Below are 13,535 nucleotides of genomic sequence, written 5' to 3'. Positions count from 1 at the left end.
GATGGCGACGGCTTTCGCGCCGAAATCGTCAATCGCGGCGCGAAACCCGTCATTCCAAACAAATCCAACCGGGTAACCCTCCACAGCTTCAGCAAGCGCCTCTATAAAGGGCGCAATGTTATCGAGCGCTGTTTCTGCCGGCTCAAGGATTTCAGGCGTGTTGCTACTCGCTACGACAAACTTGCCAGAAACTTCTTGGCCGCCGTCCACCTCGCCGCTCTCGTCGCTTATTGGATCAATTGAGTCTGAACCCTAGCTCGATGACAACAGGCAATCGCGCGCGCCTTCACCGATCGTTAGGGATCGTTTTGCGCTGGATTTCTCGACTCCGATTCGTTCCTTGCGAACGAAATGGAGTCGGATGCAGAACAAGTCGTGGCTTCTGTGTCGATGCGGGACACGCCTTTCCTGACCAAGCCGGCGTGATGCTTCGCATAGTCCCGTTCGCCTGTCCTCGCTACGAGTGAGGCGAGGGAGACGCGACATGGATGCGTGCTGTTGCTCGAGATGTTCGCCGAGATCGCAAAAGTGTTTTGGTACGACCGCACCCGCGCTTGCGCAACGACAGGCCCTCGGTGCCGCCGGTGCCACCGCGGTCGAAATCCGAAGACGGGATGTGAGCGCGCGATCGTTGGCGACTGCGGTCGTTTGCGTGCGAACGATATATTAAGGCTTGCTTCGTGCCGATTTCTGCGATTCCGATTCGCTCTCCGAGAACGAAAGGCAGGCGAAGCTGGAACAAAGCCGGACGACGGATCACCACAAGCTTCGCTTCACCGTCTCGACGCTCTCCGTCGCCGGCGCTATCGTTGCTCCAGCGGCGGACGCAACATGAAGAACGGGCTTTATTCCATCCACCTCCACATGCTCGACGGCCTGAAGGGGCGCGACAGCGGCGTGCTGATCCTGCGTGACGGCGTTCTGCTCGGCGGCGGGCCGTATTTCTGGTCGCGCGGCGTCTACACGGAACGGCAATTCGAACAACGGCCCTTCGAAACACGGGACCTGGAAGGGCGAGCTTGTCACCAACCAGCACACGCCGTTTGCGGATGGCTTCGCCCGGCCGCCGTTCGGCGGAGTGGAGGCAACGAGCGGCTTCTCCGGAACGTTCAGCGACGACACGGCCGAGGTGTTCGGCACCGTGCTGGTCGCAGGCCATCGCAGCCTCGGTTTTCGTGCGAGCCTGAAGCGGCTCGCCGAGTTCTGAAGACGCGTGTTCTGAAGACGCTTGTTCTGAAGAGGCTTGGCGAACTCCTAACGGAAGCTTGCCGCGAAGCCGATAACCCTATTCGGTTAGGTTAAAAGCGCAATCGCGTTGCACTTGCCGCCACTTGCGATAGGTGTCTGGCGAAGACGCGATCCGACTTTGGCCAACAAGCGACTTTGGCCAACAAGCAATTTTGCCAAGAACGAATTCATGACACCCTTTTCAGAACCGTCCTTTTATCAGGGCGACCGCCACACCTACCGGCGCATCGCCATCGTCGGCACGCTCTTTTGTCTGGCTTTCGTGGTGATCAGCGTCTCGCTGCGGCCACAGCTCGAGGACACGCGTGTCGCGGTCAAGGCCGACAGGCTGATGCGTACGGCGGGCCAGCTACCGCACACGAATTAACGGTCGTCGGTGGAGGTCTGATGGTCGGCGCAATTGCTTGGGCACGCGGTGCCGTGTGAGGCGAGCGCCACGAAGCCGGCATAGCCGGACAGGTTGAGCAGGATTTCGAGCCAAACGGGCATGTCGGCCTCCTTTCTCCTTGAAGGCTACGCCAACGTGCGCGCGAAGCGCATGTTCCCGGACAAAGGCGGACCGGCGCCTCAAAGTGGGGTGGTGGGGTCGAGCCGCCGGCCGAGGGCGCCTACGGACTCGCTCGACGGCTGTTCCTTAAGGAACTCGGCAATCGCCCGCGCCAGTTCGCCGTCGCTCATCGGGGTCGGCGGCGGGCGCAGCGTACCGACACCGAAACTGCGGACGATCTCGTCGTAATGCTGATCTCCGGATCTGGGAACGAGCCTGCGGATACGGGCCAGCAATTTGGATATCGGCACTTTATCCTCCTCGGCTCCCCGCTGGCAGCAATTGTGGCGCATTGCCAATGCTGTGCGTGCAACTGAAAACCCCGCCAGCATCGGTGATGCTGACGGGGTCTTCGTGCTGTTGCCTCAACCGGACGGCGGAGGCTTCCGCACTTGAGCAAACAATTCGCGGAACGCGTGCCCGTTCCATGCGTGGCCGGATTTATTCCGAACTCGGTTCCACAGGCTTGCGCGCAACCATAGCAACGCGCCGGCGTTGTCTGTGCGAGATACGAAGGAGGAGATTCATGATGAGGAAGACACTAGCAGTTCTGGCTACCGTCGCGGCCGTTGGCGTGACCGCGGTCGCGGCGCCTTCGCCTGCCGAGGCGCGCGGCCGCGGCATCGGTCCGGGCCTCGCGTTCGGTCTTGCCGCCGGCGCCATCACCGCGGGCGCCGTCGCCGCGTCGCATCCTTACGGCTATGGCTACGGCCCGCGGTATGGCTACTACGGCGGCCCCGCTTATGCCTACGGCCCTGGTCCCTACGCTTATTACGGTGATGGACCATACTACCGCCGCCACCATTATTACCGTCACTGGTAACGGCTGAACAAACGAAAAGCCCGGAGCAATGCTCCGGGCTTTTTTCATGCTCGGTGATCCGGTGTCGTTACGGCCAGAGCGAGGGCCGTTCCGCCTTGCGCGCGTTGTCGAGCGTCGACACGAAATACTCTTCACGTTCGCGCTTGAATTTTTCCTGGGTGGCACGGAAGGCGGCGACACGGGCGGCGATCTCTTCGCGTTCGCGGATTTTGCGTTGTTCGTCCTCGGTCATGTTAAATCCCCTCTGCACGTGAGTATGTGTCCTACTGAACCCAAGCACTGCCGCCGCAATCACGTTGAGTCGCGTCAACACATGCATTGGCGCTTCTGATTGGGGCGTCAATGGGGAGGAGGCATTGCAGGATTGTGATAAGCGAGGGTCGGAAAAAATTGCCGACCATGTCTTGCGTGGCGGTGGAGAACAGCGTCAATAATCTTGTCGCTTGCGCATGTTGCAGCTAGCGCAAAAACAAATCAGTAAAACAGCAAAACGGGAGGCGGCGTTGATTGCATCGGATCTTCGCAGCGGCGTCGAGCGTCTTGGCGACATGATCGCCGAAGCCAAACGGATCGTGCCGTTCACCGGCGCCGGCATCTCGACCGAATGCGGCATCCCCGACTTTCGCTCGCCGGGCGGAATTTGGACGCGCAACCGCCCGATCCCGTTCGACGAGTTCGTCGCCAGCCAGGAGGCGCGCGACGAATCCTGGCGCCGGCGCTTCGCGATGGAGGAGGTCTTTGCGGCGGCTAAGCCCGGCCGCGGCCATCGCGCGCTCGCCTCACTCTACCGCGCCGGCAAGGTTCCCGCGATCATCACCCAGAACATCGACAATCTGCATCAGGCCTCCGGCGTCGCAAGCGATCACGTGATCGAACTTCACGGCAACACCACGTATGCGCGCTGCATTGGATGCGGGCAGGCCTATCCGCTTGATTGGGTGAAGCGCCGCTTCGACGAGGAGGGCGCCGCGCCCAACTGTACCGTGTGCGACGAGCCGGTGAAGACCGCCACGATCTCCTTCGGCCAGACAATGCCCGAGGACGAGATGCAGCGCGCGACGGCGCTGTCGCAAGCCTGCGATCTCTTCATCGCGATCGGTTCCTCGCTGGTGGTATGGCCGGCCGCGGGCTTTCCGATGATGGCGAAGGAATCGGGTGCACGCCTAGTGATCGTCAATCGCGAGCCGACGGAGCAGGACGACATCGCCGACCTCGTGATCCGCCACGACATCGGCGAAACGCTGGGGCCCTTTGTCGGTAATTGAGGCAGCAATTTGATTCGCGGCTGTGCAAGCTGTTCATAGGTTCCGCCGAATCTCTTTTTTGTCTATGCGTCGCAACCGGGAGTGTTATCTTTTGAGTCGAAAGATTCGCGTCGCGTCGAGTTGAGAAGATTCTCTAAAGACGCGTGATTCGGCGCCGCCATTCAGGCGGGTTGCATGGCATGTGTGGGGTCCGGGGTTATGGGGTCGTCGGACGGATTTGAGTCCAAGAAGGTCGGAGTTCCCGCGGTGGGCGAACACGGCGGTGGCGGTCGCGACAGTGCACTCAGTCCGTTCACCGGACTTGGTGAGAGCAGCGCCAACCTCGTCGAGGTTCACGGCGTCATCAAATGGTTCGACGCCTCAAAAGGCTACGGCTTCATCGTTCCCGACAATGGCTGGCCCGACGTGCTCCTGCACGTCACCGTGCTTAGGCGCGACGGCTTCCAGACCGCCTACGAGGGTGCCCGCATCGTCGTCGAGTGCATCCAGCGCGCCAAGGGCTACCAGGCGTTCCGCGTGGTCTCGATGGACGAGTCGACCGCGATCCATCCGGCGCAGATGCTGCCGCCGCGCACCCATGTCACGGTGACGGCGACCAGCGGGCTGGAGCGGGCTCAGGTCAAATGGTTCAACCGGCTGCGCGGTTTCGGCTTCCTGACCTGCGGCGAGGGCACCCCCGACATCTTCGTGCACATGGAGACGCTGCGCCGCTTCGGCATGACCGAGTTGCGGCCCGGCCAGTATGTCCTGGTCCGGTTCGGGCCCGGCTCCAAGGGCATGATGGCGGCCGAGATCCATCCCGAGACGGGATCGCCGGTTTCGTCCCACTAATTCCATTCCCGCGATCGTGAGCAGAGGCGCGCTGGCTGGCCGGCGCGCCTCTGGCTTTTCCGGTGACCGCCACGTAAGGACTGGTCCAGTCCCACGCCTCGAGAGCCATCCATGAATTTCGATCGAAAGGCCGTCTTCGCCCTTGCGAAGGGCTGGCTTGCCGCCATCCTTGTCATCGCCGGCTGTGCCGTCGCGAGCGCACCCGTGCGCGCCGCCAGCTTCCAGCCCCTCGAGATCGTCACCAGGAACGGCGTGCAGGTGTTCTCGGTCGAGGTCGCGACGACGGAGGAAGAAAAGCAGACTGGCCTGATGTACCGTAAGGAACTGGCGGACGGCAAAGGCATGCTGTTTGACTTTAATCCCGAGCAGGAGGTGTCGATGTGGATGAAGAACACCTACGTCTCGCTCGACATGATCTTCATTCGCGCCGACGGCCGAATTCTGCGCATCGCCGAAAATACCGAGCCGATGTCGACAAAGATCATCTCATCCAGGTGGCCCGCGCGGGCTGTTCTGGAGGTGGTGGCAGGGACGGCGCAGAAATATGGCATCCGCGCCGGCGACCGCGTCGGCCACCCGCTGTTCGGCAGCAAGTAGCCGGGAAGGGAGCCATTGCCCCCGCCTGGCGGTCTTTTGGGAAGCTTGCTCGCGCCTTTGGAAGGCTTGCTGGCGCTTTGGGAAGCGTGTATCGACGGGCCGGACATTCGGGGTATAGCGCAGCCTGGTAGCGCGGCAGTTTTGGGTACTGCAGGTCGTTGGTTCGAATCCAGCTGCCCCGACCAGTCCGAGGTGGGCCAGACCCGCGCCTCAGAACAATAGCCAATCGGCGAGGCGCCAGGCGAGCGCAGCTCCAGCCGTGCATGGCGCGCGTTCGATGCCGATGCCCGCAGCCGCCAAAGCCTTCCTAACCCTCGGCGCTCATTCCCTGCGCAACGCGACTTTCCGCGACTTTTCAAGGCATTGGGGCGGGTCGGGCGGCGCGGAATGCGTAAAACTTTGTCGAACCTTTAGGCGTCGTCCTAGACATATTGGTGTTGGGGATTTCAGCGCCCAATGCCTAACGGACGCCGCCAAGCGATGATATTCCGCTTGCGCGCGTTACGCTTTTCCAACCATCAGTTCGTCGCGTACCAGCCGAACGGAAACGGCAGGAATGGCCAGGCCAGCTGATTGTCGTTGGCGACCTTCCGCGGCTCCTGCTCCGGCGTCTTCGCGGGCAGAGCAGGCGGCGTCGAATGCAGCGCCAAGCGCAGACATGCACATTGCAAATTCATCGTGGTGGCCCCCGCCCATCAATCGTTTTCAAAAATTCGCGTCAGCCTGGAAATCAACGCGCGTCCTCAAAACGACGCGCTCATTCTCAAATCGCACACAGTCTAGGAAAATCGGCGGCCGCTTTCAACCGGTCTCGCCACGCGCTCACAGGAGGTAAGGTTGATCGGTTAGGTTAAGAGCGAGCGGTTGTTGCGGGCGCCTTCGCGACTGTTATCAGATCGGTTCGGCTTGCGACGGTCTGCCTGAAATTCGTGCTCACACGACATCACAGTTCGTCGCAGCGCTCGTATCCTGTGAGTTCTGTATCATGTCTCTCGATCGCAACGTCCGAACCGTCGGTCCGCAGGCGAGCTGGACCGAGATCTGGCACCTCTGGACCGTGTTCGTGCCGCGCCGCTCGATCAACGGGCAGCTCGTTTACGGCAAGGTCTGGCGCCGCCACGACGGCCGTGACTGGATCTACAAGAAGTTTACCGAGTACGACAGCGAAGCGGCGGCCTGAAGCGGGGGCGCTGTCGTCCGGCGGGATCGGAGCTGCCCGTTCAAGCGGCCTTTGCGGCCGCAGTCTTGGGCGGCGGCGGCTTCAGCGGCTTGTCCTGCTTCTTCGACCAGGAGATATAATAGGCCACCGTCGTCATGATCGCGATCCCGGCGACGCTGACGAAGATCTGCGCGAACAGCGAGCCCGAGCTCATCGACAGCTCGAAATGACCGACGAAGGACAGGAACACGCCGACGCAGAACACGGCGAGCGACTGCTGGCCGCACACGATGATGGGGTCGAACCCTTTCCATTCCAGGCCCGGCCAGTCCTTGGGCACGAAGCGGATCACCAGGATCACGATCACGACGAAGTGGATAAAGCGGTAGGGCGCGAGGTTGGTCTTGTCGTTCGGGTTGAACGCCGAGAACAGCCATTCCGGGAACATGCCGCCGAGGGTCGGGAAGCGGCCGGCCATGGTCATGACCAGCGCAAACAGCATGTAACCAAGACAGAGCCACAGCGTGACCGGTGCGTTGATCAGCGTCATCGAGCGCCGCGCGCCGCCCATGGCGCACCAGGCGCCGAACACGAACAGCACCTGCCAGCAATACGGGTTGAAGTACCACTGTCCGGCCGGATAGGCGTTCAGGTTCAGGCCGAAATGGCGCGCGGTCAGCCACAGCACGATGGACAATGCCATCGTCAGGTCCGGCTTGCGCAGCATGAACCAGAGCACGGGCGGAAACAGCCCCATCAGCACGATGTAGAGCGGCAGCACGTCGAGATTGAGCGGCTTGAAGCGCAGGAACAGGCCCTGGCGCAGCGTCTCGGTGGCGTTGTCCACCAGGCCGGCGACGTTGAACTCGTTGATCATCTCGGAATCGCCGAAGCGCAGCGCCAGATAGCTGATCGAGGCGATGTAGATCACGAACAGGATGATGTGGGCGACGTAGAGCTGCCAGACCCGCTTGGTCAGCCTCGTAGCACCGACGAGGAAGCCGCGCTCGAGCATCATCCGCGCATAGACGAAGGAGGCGGTGTAGCCGGAGATGAAGACGAACAAATCCGCGGCGTCGGAAAAGCCGTAGTTGCGGGTGGTGATCCAGTTCACCACGTTGTCGGGGATATGGTCGAGGAAGATCGCCCAGTTCGCAATGCCGCGAAACAGGTCGAGCCTGAGGTCACGGCCCTTCTCGGGGAGCGTGGCGTTGATGTTCAGGAAGGACATGCGACGGGAGCTTTCGGAGGGGACGGACAGGTAGATGTCAACGAAGCAGGGCCACCGGGCGAGACCCCGGCGCGGAAGGCGGGTATGCAATTGTCACGATGCAGCATAATGATTATACCCGTCGGCGAGCCATCCCGGGGGGCCGGAATCACCGATCAGTTCCCTAAAGGTGTCTCTATACTATGCCCGCGGTTTCCACCAACTGCTACCGTGACGCATCGAAATCGAACGAAAAGACGAACAAGAGGCCCGGACCGTCCATGACCGCACGCATTTTCAAGCCCGCCAAGAACGCGATGCAATCCGGCCGGTCGAAGACCAAGGAATGGCAGCTCGACTACGAGCCCGAGCAGCCGCGCGCGGTCGAGCCGCTGATGGGCTGGACCTCGTCCGGCGACATGAAGCAGCAGATCACGCTGCACTTCCACAGCAAGGAAGAGGCGGTCGCCTATTGCGAGCGCAAGGGCATCGCCTACCAGGTGATCGAGCCAAAGGAATCGGTGCGCCGTCCGGTCGCCTATGCGGACAATTTCTCGTTCCGCCGCGGCGAGCCGTGGACGCATTGAGGGCGGGCAACGAAACTCTCGTCATGCCCGGGCTTGTCCCGGGCATCCACGTTTTAGCGTCCACGTAAAAAGCCCGCGGTTGGCCGGGACATGCTCGGCCAACCACGCCGGTTCTTCCCATCGTCCTGCCCTTGGCAGCCATTCCGCCCCGTGCTTCGCTGTCTCGCATGATGCGACCATGACGAGGTGGGCTATGGCGGGGCGTGACCAGCTCGACGGCGTCGATCTGAAAATACTCTCCGAGTTGCAGCAGGACGGGCGGGTTCGCAATAACGAGCTGGCGCTGCGCGTCGGGGTGTCCGGGCCCAACTGCGTGAGGCGGCTGAAATCGCTGTTCAGCCGCGGCGTGATCCGGGCGGTGCGCGCCGTTATCGACGAGCGGCTGCTCGGCTACGAGGTGGTGTCGTTCGTCTCGATCCAGCTCGGCAGCCAAGCCCAGCCGGTGCTGGCGGCATTCGAGAGCTCGATCGCCGCGATCCCGCGCATCCAGCAGTGCTGGCGGATTTCGGGAGACACCGACTATCTTCTCAAATGCGTGGCGCCGAGCGTCGAGAGCATGCGCCAGCAGCTCCTGCATTTCGCCGCGATGCGGAACGTGAAGAACGTCCGCAGCTTTCCGGTGCTGGGCGTGGCGAAGGACGTGCCGCTGCCATTGCAGGAGATCGCGGCGGTAGGATAGTTCGGCGGCGACGGGTCCCAAAACGTAGCTCGCGTAACGACATCCAAACATCCGAAGGCGCGGGAGTGACTCCCTTACCGGGATACAGGTTCGGATAAGGCGGATATAAACATAAGTAACTCACCTAACTGTGACATGTGATTTGCGAAGTTCTGCAATGCGCCGAAGCGTGATTGCCGGTTCCTGGTGCTGGCCTACATGCGAGGTGTGAACCTCAGCCTGCGTCGCATGCCGAGGCCTCTTTTGTGGGACCCTGAAGCAGGAAAAGACAACATGACCTCGATCTCGAAGACGTTCGTCGTATCCGCTGCGACGCTGTTTGCATCTGCGTTTCTCATGATGACCGCGCCGGCTGCCCAGGCAGAAGACTACTGCATCACCAATGGTGCCCAGGCCGCGCATGGCTGCGGCTATCCGACGATGGAGGCCTGCCGGGCCGCGGCCGGCGGCATCGGCGGCTCGTGCTCACAGAGCGGCGGCGCGAAGACGTCGGCCGACGCGCTGGCCTTCCAGCCGAAGCAGACGCACTCGCGCACCAAGCTGCGCCCGGGCGGGCAGACCAACTCGAACTGAGCGAGACCGTTTGGAAATGTTGCGGCCTCCGAGTTGGATCTCGGAGGCCGCAACAGCATGACAACCCGCGCTTCAGCGATACCTGCCGCGAAACTCGCGCGGGGAGGCGCCGGCCCAGGTGCGGAAGGCGCGAGAAAAGCTCTTCTCGTTGCGGAAGCCGGCGATCTCCGCGATCCGCTTGATCGGGCTGCGACCGCGCATCAACTCCTGCTTGGCGAGCTCGAATTTGGCCTCTTCCTTGAGATCCCGCAGTGAGGTCGCTTCATCGCGCAGGCGCCGATGCATGGTGCGGGTGGAGAGTGCCAGCTCGCTTGCGACATCCTCGGCGCCGAGACTGCGTCCGCGCGCATTGCGGAGTACGCGGCGAACGCGCTCGACCAGCAGCCGGTCGCGCCGATAGGGCAGTACGGTCAGCCGCAGCGCGCCCTTGAGCATGTTGTCGAGGTCCGCCGCGCTCCGGGTGAGCGGCAGCAACAGGTAATGCTTGTCGAAGGTGATGGAAGCGCGGTCCGCACCGAAGCGGATGTTTCGGCAAAAGATGGTCGGATAGACCGAGACGTGGCCGGGCTCGGGGTACGGAAATTCCGCGGCGCGGAGCGCGATTTGCGAATCCACCGCCCAGCAGGAGAAGCCGAGAACATAGCGGAGCAGGGTGACCAGGCAGAATTCGCGTAGAGGTCCGAGGTCGGCCAGTTCGCGGATGGACACGACCGCGGTCTCCTCGCCGACGGCGAGATCGAGCAGCACGTCCTCGGTGAGCAGACGATGGTGCCGGCACCAGCGCTTGAGCGCGACCTCCAGCGTCGGGGCGGTGATCGAGGCGCGGCACAGCATGCCGTAGGTGCCAAAGGGCAGCCGCCGCGAGAACCAGCCGAGCGCCTCGTCATCGAGTTCGCGCATGGCATGGCCCGCCAGCGCCTCGAACTGGCCGGCCGTGACCCGCCCATCCGGAGAATTGACAAGGTCCGGCGTTACCTGACCCCGGCTCAGCGCCTCGGTCGGATCGCGGCCGTAGCGGTCGTAAGCGGCAACGACGCCGCGGACGAAGGCGGCAGGGGTCACGGCACGGCGCGGGATCGCGGTTGCGACTTGAAAAGGCATCGGAAAATCCTCTGGGAAAATCCTCGCCAAGTTTGGCGGAAAATGCAACCTTTTCGACCGCAGAAGGGCCCCGATGCCGCTAGGTTCGGTCCCCAAAATAGGGAGGAATCGCCTTGAATATCCCGAGCATCGATTTCGATCTGGGCGAAGACATCAGCATGCTGCGCGACACGCTGCGCGCCTTCGTGGAGGCGGAGATCGCCCCGCGTGCCGCCGATATCGAGAAGGCCAATCTATTCCCGGCGGACCTCTGGAAGCGCCTTGGCGACCTCGGCCTGCTCGGCATGACCGCGCCGGAGCAATATGGCGGCTCCAACATGGGCTATCTCGCCCATATCGTCGCGATGGAGGAGATTTCGCGCGGCTCGGCCGCGGTCGGGCTCTCCTATGGCGCCCACTCAAATCTCTGCGTCAACCAGATCCGCCGCAACGGCAATGATGCGCAGCGCGAGCGCTATCTGCCAAAGTTGATCTCCGGCGAGTATGTCGGCGCGCTCGCGATGTCCGAGCCCGGCGCCGGCTCAGACGTCGTCTCGATGAAACTGCGCGCCGACAAACGCGGCGACCGCTACGTGCTCAACGGCTCGAAGATGTGGATCACCAATGGCGGCGATGCCGACGTGCTGGTGGTCTATGCCAAGACCGATCCGGAAGCGGGCCCGCGCGGCATGACCGCCTTCCTGGTCGAGAAGGGGACGAAGGGCTTCAGCCACGGCCAGCATCTCGACAAGCTCGGCATGCGCGGCTCCAACACGTATCCGCTGTTCTTCGACGAATGCGAGGTGCCGGAGGAGAACGTGCTTGGGAAGGTCGGGGAGGGCGTCAAGGTGCTGATGTCCGGCCTCGACTATGAGCGTACGGTCCTCTCGGGTGGACCACTCGGGATCATGGCGGCCTGCATGGACGCGGTGGTGCCCTATATGCACGAGCGCAAGCAGTTCGGGCAGCCGATCGGCGACTTCCAGCTCATGCAGGGCAAGCTCGCCGACATGTACGCGACCTGGCAGGCCACGCGCGCCTATGTCTATGCGGTGGGGCGTGCCTGCGACCGCGCCGATCACGCGCGCAGCTTGCGCAAGGACGCCGCCGCTGCGATCCTCTATTCCGCCGAGAAAGCGACGTGGATGGCGGGTGAGGCGATCCAGGCGCTTGGCGGGGTCGGCTACACCTCCGAATTTCCGGTCGGACGCCTGTGGCGCGATGCAAAGCTCTACGAGATCGGCGCCGGCACCTCGGAGGTCCGGCGCATGCTGATCGGTCGCGAATTGATGGCTGAGACGGCTTAAAACCTTCACGCAATTGGAACCAACATGCCGCTCCATTCCAGCATCGATACGTCTTCTTCGGACTTTGCGCGCAATTCCGAGGCCATGCGCACCCTCGTCGCGGATCTGCGCGAAAAGCTGAGCCAGGTTGCGGGCGGCGGCGGCGAGGTCTCGCGCAACCGCCACACCTCGCGTGGCAAGATGCTGGCGCGCGAGCGCGTCGACCTGCTGGTCGATCCCGGCACCGCGTTCATGGAGCTGTCGCCGCTCGCGGCCTATGGCCTTTACGGCGGCGACGTCCATTCGGCGAGCGTCGTCACCGGGGTCGGGCGCATCGCGGGCCGCGAATGCGTGATCGTCGCCAACGACGCCACCATCAAGGGCGGCACCTATTATCCCATGACCGTGAAGAAGCATCTGCGCGCGCAGGACGTGGCGCGGCAGAACAATCTTCCCTGCGTCTACATGGTCGATTCCGGCGGCGCCTTTTTGCCGCTGCAGGACGAGATCTTTCCGGACGAGCGGCATTTCGGCCGCATCTTCTACAACCAGGCGCAGATGTCGTCGCAAGGCATCCCGCAGATCGCCATCGTGATGGGCTCCTGCACGGCCGGCGGCGCCTATGTCCCCGCGATGTCGGACGAGAGCATCATCGTGCGCAATCAAGGCACCATCTTCCTGGGCGGGCCGCCGCTGGTGAAGGCGGCGACGGGCGAGGTGGTGACCGCCGAGGAGCTCGGTGGCGCCGACGTGCATTCGCGACAATCAGGCGTGACCGATCATTACGCCCAGAACGACGCACACGCGATCGGCATCGCCCGCCGCATCGTCGGCACGCTGAAGCCATCGGTACGGCCAAACCTCAACATGCATCCGCCGCGTGATCCCTTGTTTGCGGCCGAGGAGATCTATGGCGTGGTGCCCGTCGACGGGCGCAAGCCGTTCGACGTGCGCGACATCATTGCGCGCGTGGTTGATGGTTCCGAGTTCGACGAGTTCAAGAAGCTGTACGGCACGACGCTGGTGTGCGGCTTCGCCCACATCTGGGGTTTTCCGGTCGGCATCATTGCCAACAACGGCATCCTGTTCAGCGAGAGCTCGCTGAAGGGGGCGCATTTCATCGAGCTGTGCTGCCAGCGCGGCATTCCGCTGGTGTTCCTGCAGAACATCACCGGCTTCATGGTCGGCAAGAAATACGAAGCCGGCGGCATTGCGCGTGACGGCGCCAAGCTGGTGACGGCGGTCGCGACCGCGTCGGTGCCGAAATTCACCGTGGTGATCGGCGGGTCCTACGGCGCCGGCAATTACGGCATGTGCGGCCGCGCCTACTCCCCGCGCTTCCTGTGGATGTGGCCTAACGCGCGCATCTCGGTGATGGGCGGCGAGCAGGCCTCGATGGTGCTGAGCCAGGTCCGCCGCGACAATATCGAGGCCAAGGGCGACAGCTGGTCGAAAGAAGACGAAGATAAATTCCGCGAGCCGATCCGCGCGCAATATGAGAGCCAGGGGCACCCGTATTACGCGACCGCGCGGCTTTGGGACGACGGCGTGATCGACCCGGCCGATACAAGGCTGGTGCTCGGCCTCGGCCTCTCGGTGGCGTCGAATGCGCCGATCGAGCCGACGAAATTCGGCCTGTTCAGGATGTGA

19 protein-coding genes and 1 tRNA gene are annotated in these 13,535 nt (G+C 62.9%); 14 read left to right on the top strand and 6 right to left on the bottom strand.

Annotation, left to right across the window (positions count from 1 at the left end; genetic code table 11):
* The 3 genes from IVB50_RS18420 to IVB50_RS18410 form a co-directional block, all read left to right on the top strand.
* A partial coding sequence (locus IVB50_RS18420) for a transposase (protein WP_247296352.1) occupies positions 1-243 on the top strand: 243 nt, incomplete at its 5' end.
* 667 nt (positions 244-910) lie between these two features.
* Positions 911-1,207, top strand: a complete 297-nt coding sequence (locus IVB50_RS18415; protein WP_247296836.1) for a hypothetical protein — start codon at positions 911-913, stop codon at positions 1,205-1,207.
* Positions 1,208-1,417: 210 nt separating this feature from the next.
* A complete protein-coding gene (locus tag IVB50_RS18410) occupies positions 1,418-1,615 on the top strand; it encodes a hypothetical protein (protein ID WP_247296834.1) in 198 nt (65 codons plus the stop codon).
* Here the strand turns inward: IVB50_RS18410 and IVB50_RS42445 are convergent.
* Together IVB50_RS42445 and IVB50_RS18405 are read right to left on the bottom strand one after the other, a co-directional pair.
* Positions 1,612-1,737, bottom strand: coding sequence for a hypothetical protein (locus tag IVB50_RS42445; protein WP_256464728.1), 126 nt, complete (start codon positions 1,735-1,737; stop codon positions 1,612-1,614). The genes IVB50_RS18410 and IVB50_RS42445 overlap by 4 nt on opposite strands.
* A 78-nt stretch (positions 1,738-1,815) precedes the next feature.
* On the bottom strand, positions 1,816-2,046 hold the full coding sequence (locus IVB50_RS18405) for a hypothetical protein (RefSeq protein WP_007610151.1): 231 nt from the start codon (positions 2,044-2,046) through the stop codon (positions 1,816-1,818).
* Between the two features lie 278 nt (positions 2,047-2,324).
* Here IVB50_RS18405 and IVB50_RS18400 point away from each other — a divergent pair, with 278 nt between their 5' ends.
* Entirely contained in the window at positions 2,325-2,618 is a 294-nt protein-coding gene (locus tag IVB50_RS18400; RefSeq protein ID WP_026233439.1) for a hypothetical protein, read from the top strand.
* Positions 2,619-2,685: 67 nt separating this feature from the next.
* On the opposite strand, the gene IVB50_RS18395 is transcribed toward IVB50_RS18400, so the two are convergent.
* Positions 2,686-2,850 carry a hypothetical protein gene (locus IVB50_RS18395; RefSeq protein WP_018457755.1) on the bottom strand — a complete coding sequence of 55 codons (165 nt, stop codon included), beginning with the start codon at positions 2,848-2,850 and terminating at the stop codon, positions 2,686-2,688.
* 271 nt (positions 2,851-3,121) lie between these two features.
* Between IVB50_RS18395 and IVB50_RS18390 the strand changes: the two genes are divergently transcribed.
* The 4 genes from IVB50_RS18390 (at position 3,122) to IVB50_RS18375 (ending at position 5,496) form a co-directional block, all read left to right on the top strand.
* Positions 3,122-3,883 (top strand): NAD-dependent protein deacetylase, encoded by a 762-nt coding sequence (locus IVB50_RS18390; protein WP_247296832.1) that lies wholly within the window; start codon positions 3,122-3,124, stop codon positions 3,881-3,883.
* Between the two features lie 198 nt (positions 3,884-4,081).
* Positions 4,082-4,714, top strand: a complete 633-nt coding sequence (locus tag IVB50_RS18385; protein ID WP_018457757.1) for a cold-shock protein — start codon at positions 4,082-4,084, stop codon at positions 4,712-4,714.
* 111 nt (positions 4,715-4,825) lie between these two features.
* The gene (locus IVB50_RS18380) at positions 4,826-5,311 is read left to right on the top strand and encodes a DUF192 domain-containing protein (RefSeq protein ID WP_247296828.1); all 486 of its coding nucleotides are present in this window, start codon (positions 4,826-4,828) and stop codon (positions 5,309-5,311) included.
* A gap of 108 nt (positions 5,312-5,419) precedes the next feature.
* A tRNA-Pro gene (locus tag IVB50_RS18375) sits at positions 5,420-5,496 on the top strand.
* Positions 5,497-5,829: 333 nt separating this feature from the next.
* On the opposite strand, the gene IVB50_RS42440 is transcribed toward IVB50_RS18375, so the two are convergent.
* The gene (locus IVB50_RS42440; protein ID WP_256374433.1) at positions 5,830-5,961 is read right to left on the bottom strand and encodes a hypothetical protein; all 132 of its coding nucleotides are present in this window, start codon (positions 5,959-5,961) and stop codon (positions 5,830-5,832) included.
* A 335-nt stretch (positions 5,962-6,296) separates the two neighbouring features.
* Between IVB50_RS42440 and IVB50_RS18370 the strand changes: the two genes are divergently transcribed.
* Positions 6,297-6,491 (top strand): hypothetical protein, encoded by a 195-nt coding sequence (locus tag IVB50_RS18370; protein WP_018457760.1) that lies wholly within the window; start codon positions 6,297-6,299, stop codon positions 6,489-6,491.
* A 40-nt stretch (positions 6,492-6,531) separates the two neighbouring features.
* Here the strand turns inward: IVB50_RS18370 and IVB50_RS18365 are convergent, their stop codons facing one another.
* On the bottom strand, positions 6,532-7,701 hold the full coding sequence (locus tag IVB50_RS18365; RefSeq protein WP_018457761.1) for an OpgC domain-containing protein: 1,170 nt from the start codon (positions 7,699-7,701) through the stop codon (positions 6,532-6,534).
* A gap of 260 nt (positions 7,702-7,961) precedes the next feature.
* Between IVB50_RS18365 and IVB50_RS18360 the strand changes: the two genes are divergently transcribed.
* From IVB50_RS18360 to IVB50_RS18350, 3 genes are all read left to right on the top strand, one after another.
* On the top strand, positions 7,962-8,267 hold the full coding sequence (locus IVB50_RS18360) for an ETC complex I subunit (protein WP_007591346.1): 306 nt from the start codon (positions 7,962-7,964) through the stop codon (positions 8,265-8,267).
* A 193-nt stretch (positions 8,268-8,460) separates the two neighbouring features.
* Complete coding sequence (locus IVB50_RS18355; protein ID WP_247296841.1) at positions 8,461-8,946, top strand: Lrp/AsnC family transcriptional regulator; 486 nt, start codon at positions 8,461-8,463, stop codon at positions 8,944-8,946.
* A gap of 273 nt (positions 8,947-9,219) precedes the next feature.
* On the top strand, positions 9,220-9,519 hold the full coding sequence (locus IVB50_RS18350; protein ID WP_247296826.1) for a DUF3551 domain-containing protein: 300 nt from the start codon (positions 9,220-9,222) through the stop codon (positions 9,517-9,519).
* Between the two features lie 72 nt (positions 9,520-9,591).
* Here the strand turns inward: IVB50_RS18350 and IVB50_RS18345 are convergent, their stop codons facing one another.
* Positions 9,592-10,620, bottom strand: coding sequence for an AraC family transcriptional regulator (locus tag IVB50_RS18345; RefSeq protein WP_247296823.1), 1,029 nt, complete (start codon positions 10,618-10,620; stop codon positions 9,592-9,594).
* 113 nt (positions 10,621-10,733) lie between these two features.
* Between IVB50_RS18345 and IVB50_RS18340 the strand changes: the two genes are divergently transcribed.
* Positions 10,734-11,906 (top strand): isovaleryl-CoA dehydrogenase, encoded by a 1,173-nt coding sequence (locus tag IVB50_RS18340; RefSeq protein WP_018457765.1) that lies wholly within the window; start codon positions 10,734-10,736, stop codon positions 11,904-11,906.
* Positions 11,907-11,930: 24 nt separating this feature from the next.
* Complete coding sequence (locus tag IVB50_RS18335) at positions 11,931-13,535, top strand: carboxyl transferase domain-containing protein (protein WP_247296820.1); 1,605 nt, start codon at positions 11,931-11,933, stop codon at positions 13,533-13,535.

The organism is Bradyrhizobium sp. 87 (genome assembly GCF_023073015.1).
Classification (GTDB): domain Bacteria; phylum Pseudomonadota; class Alphaproteobacteria; order Rhizobiales; family Xanthobacteraceae; genus Bradyrhizobium; species Bradyrhizobium canariense_D.
The sequence above is the reverse complement of the archived record's forward strand: the minus strand, read 5'-3'. Positions and strand labels throughout refer to the sequence as shown.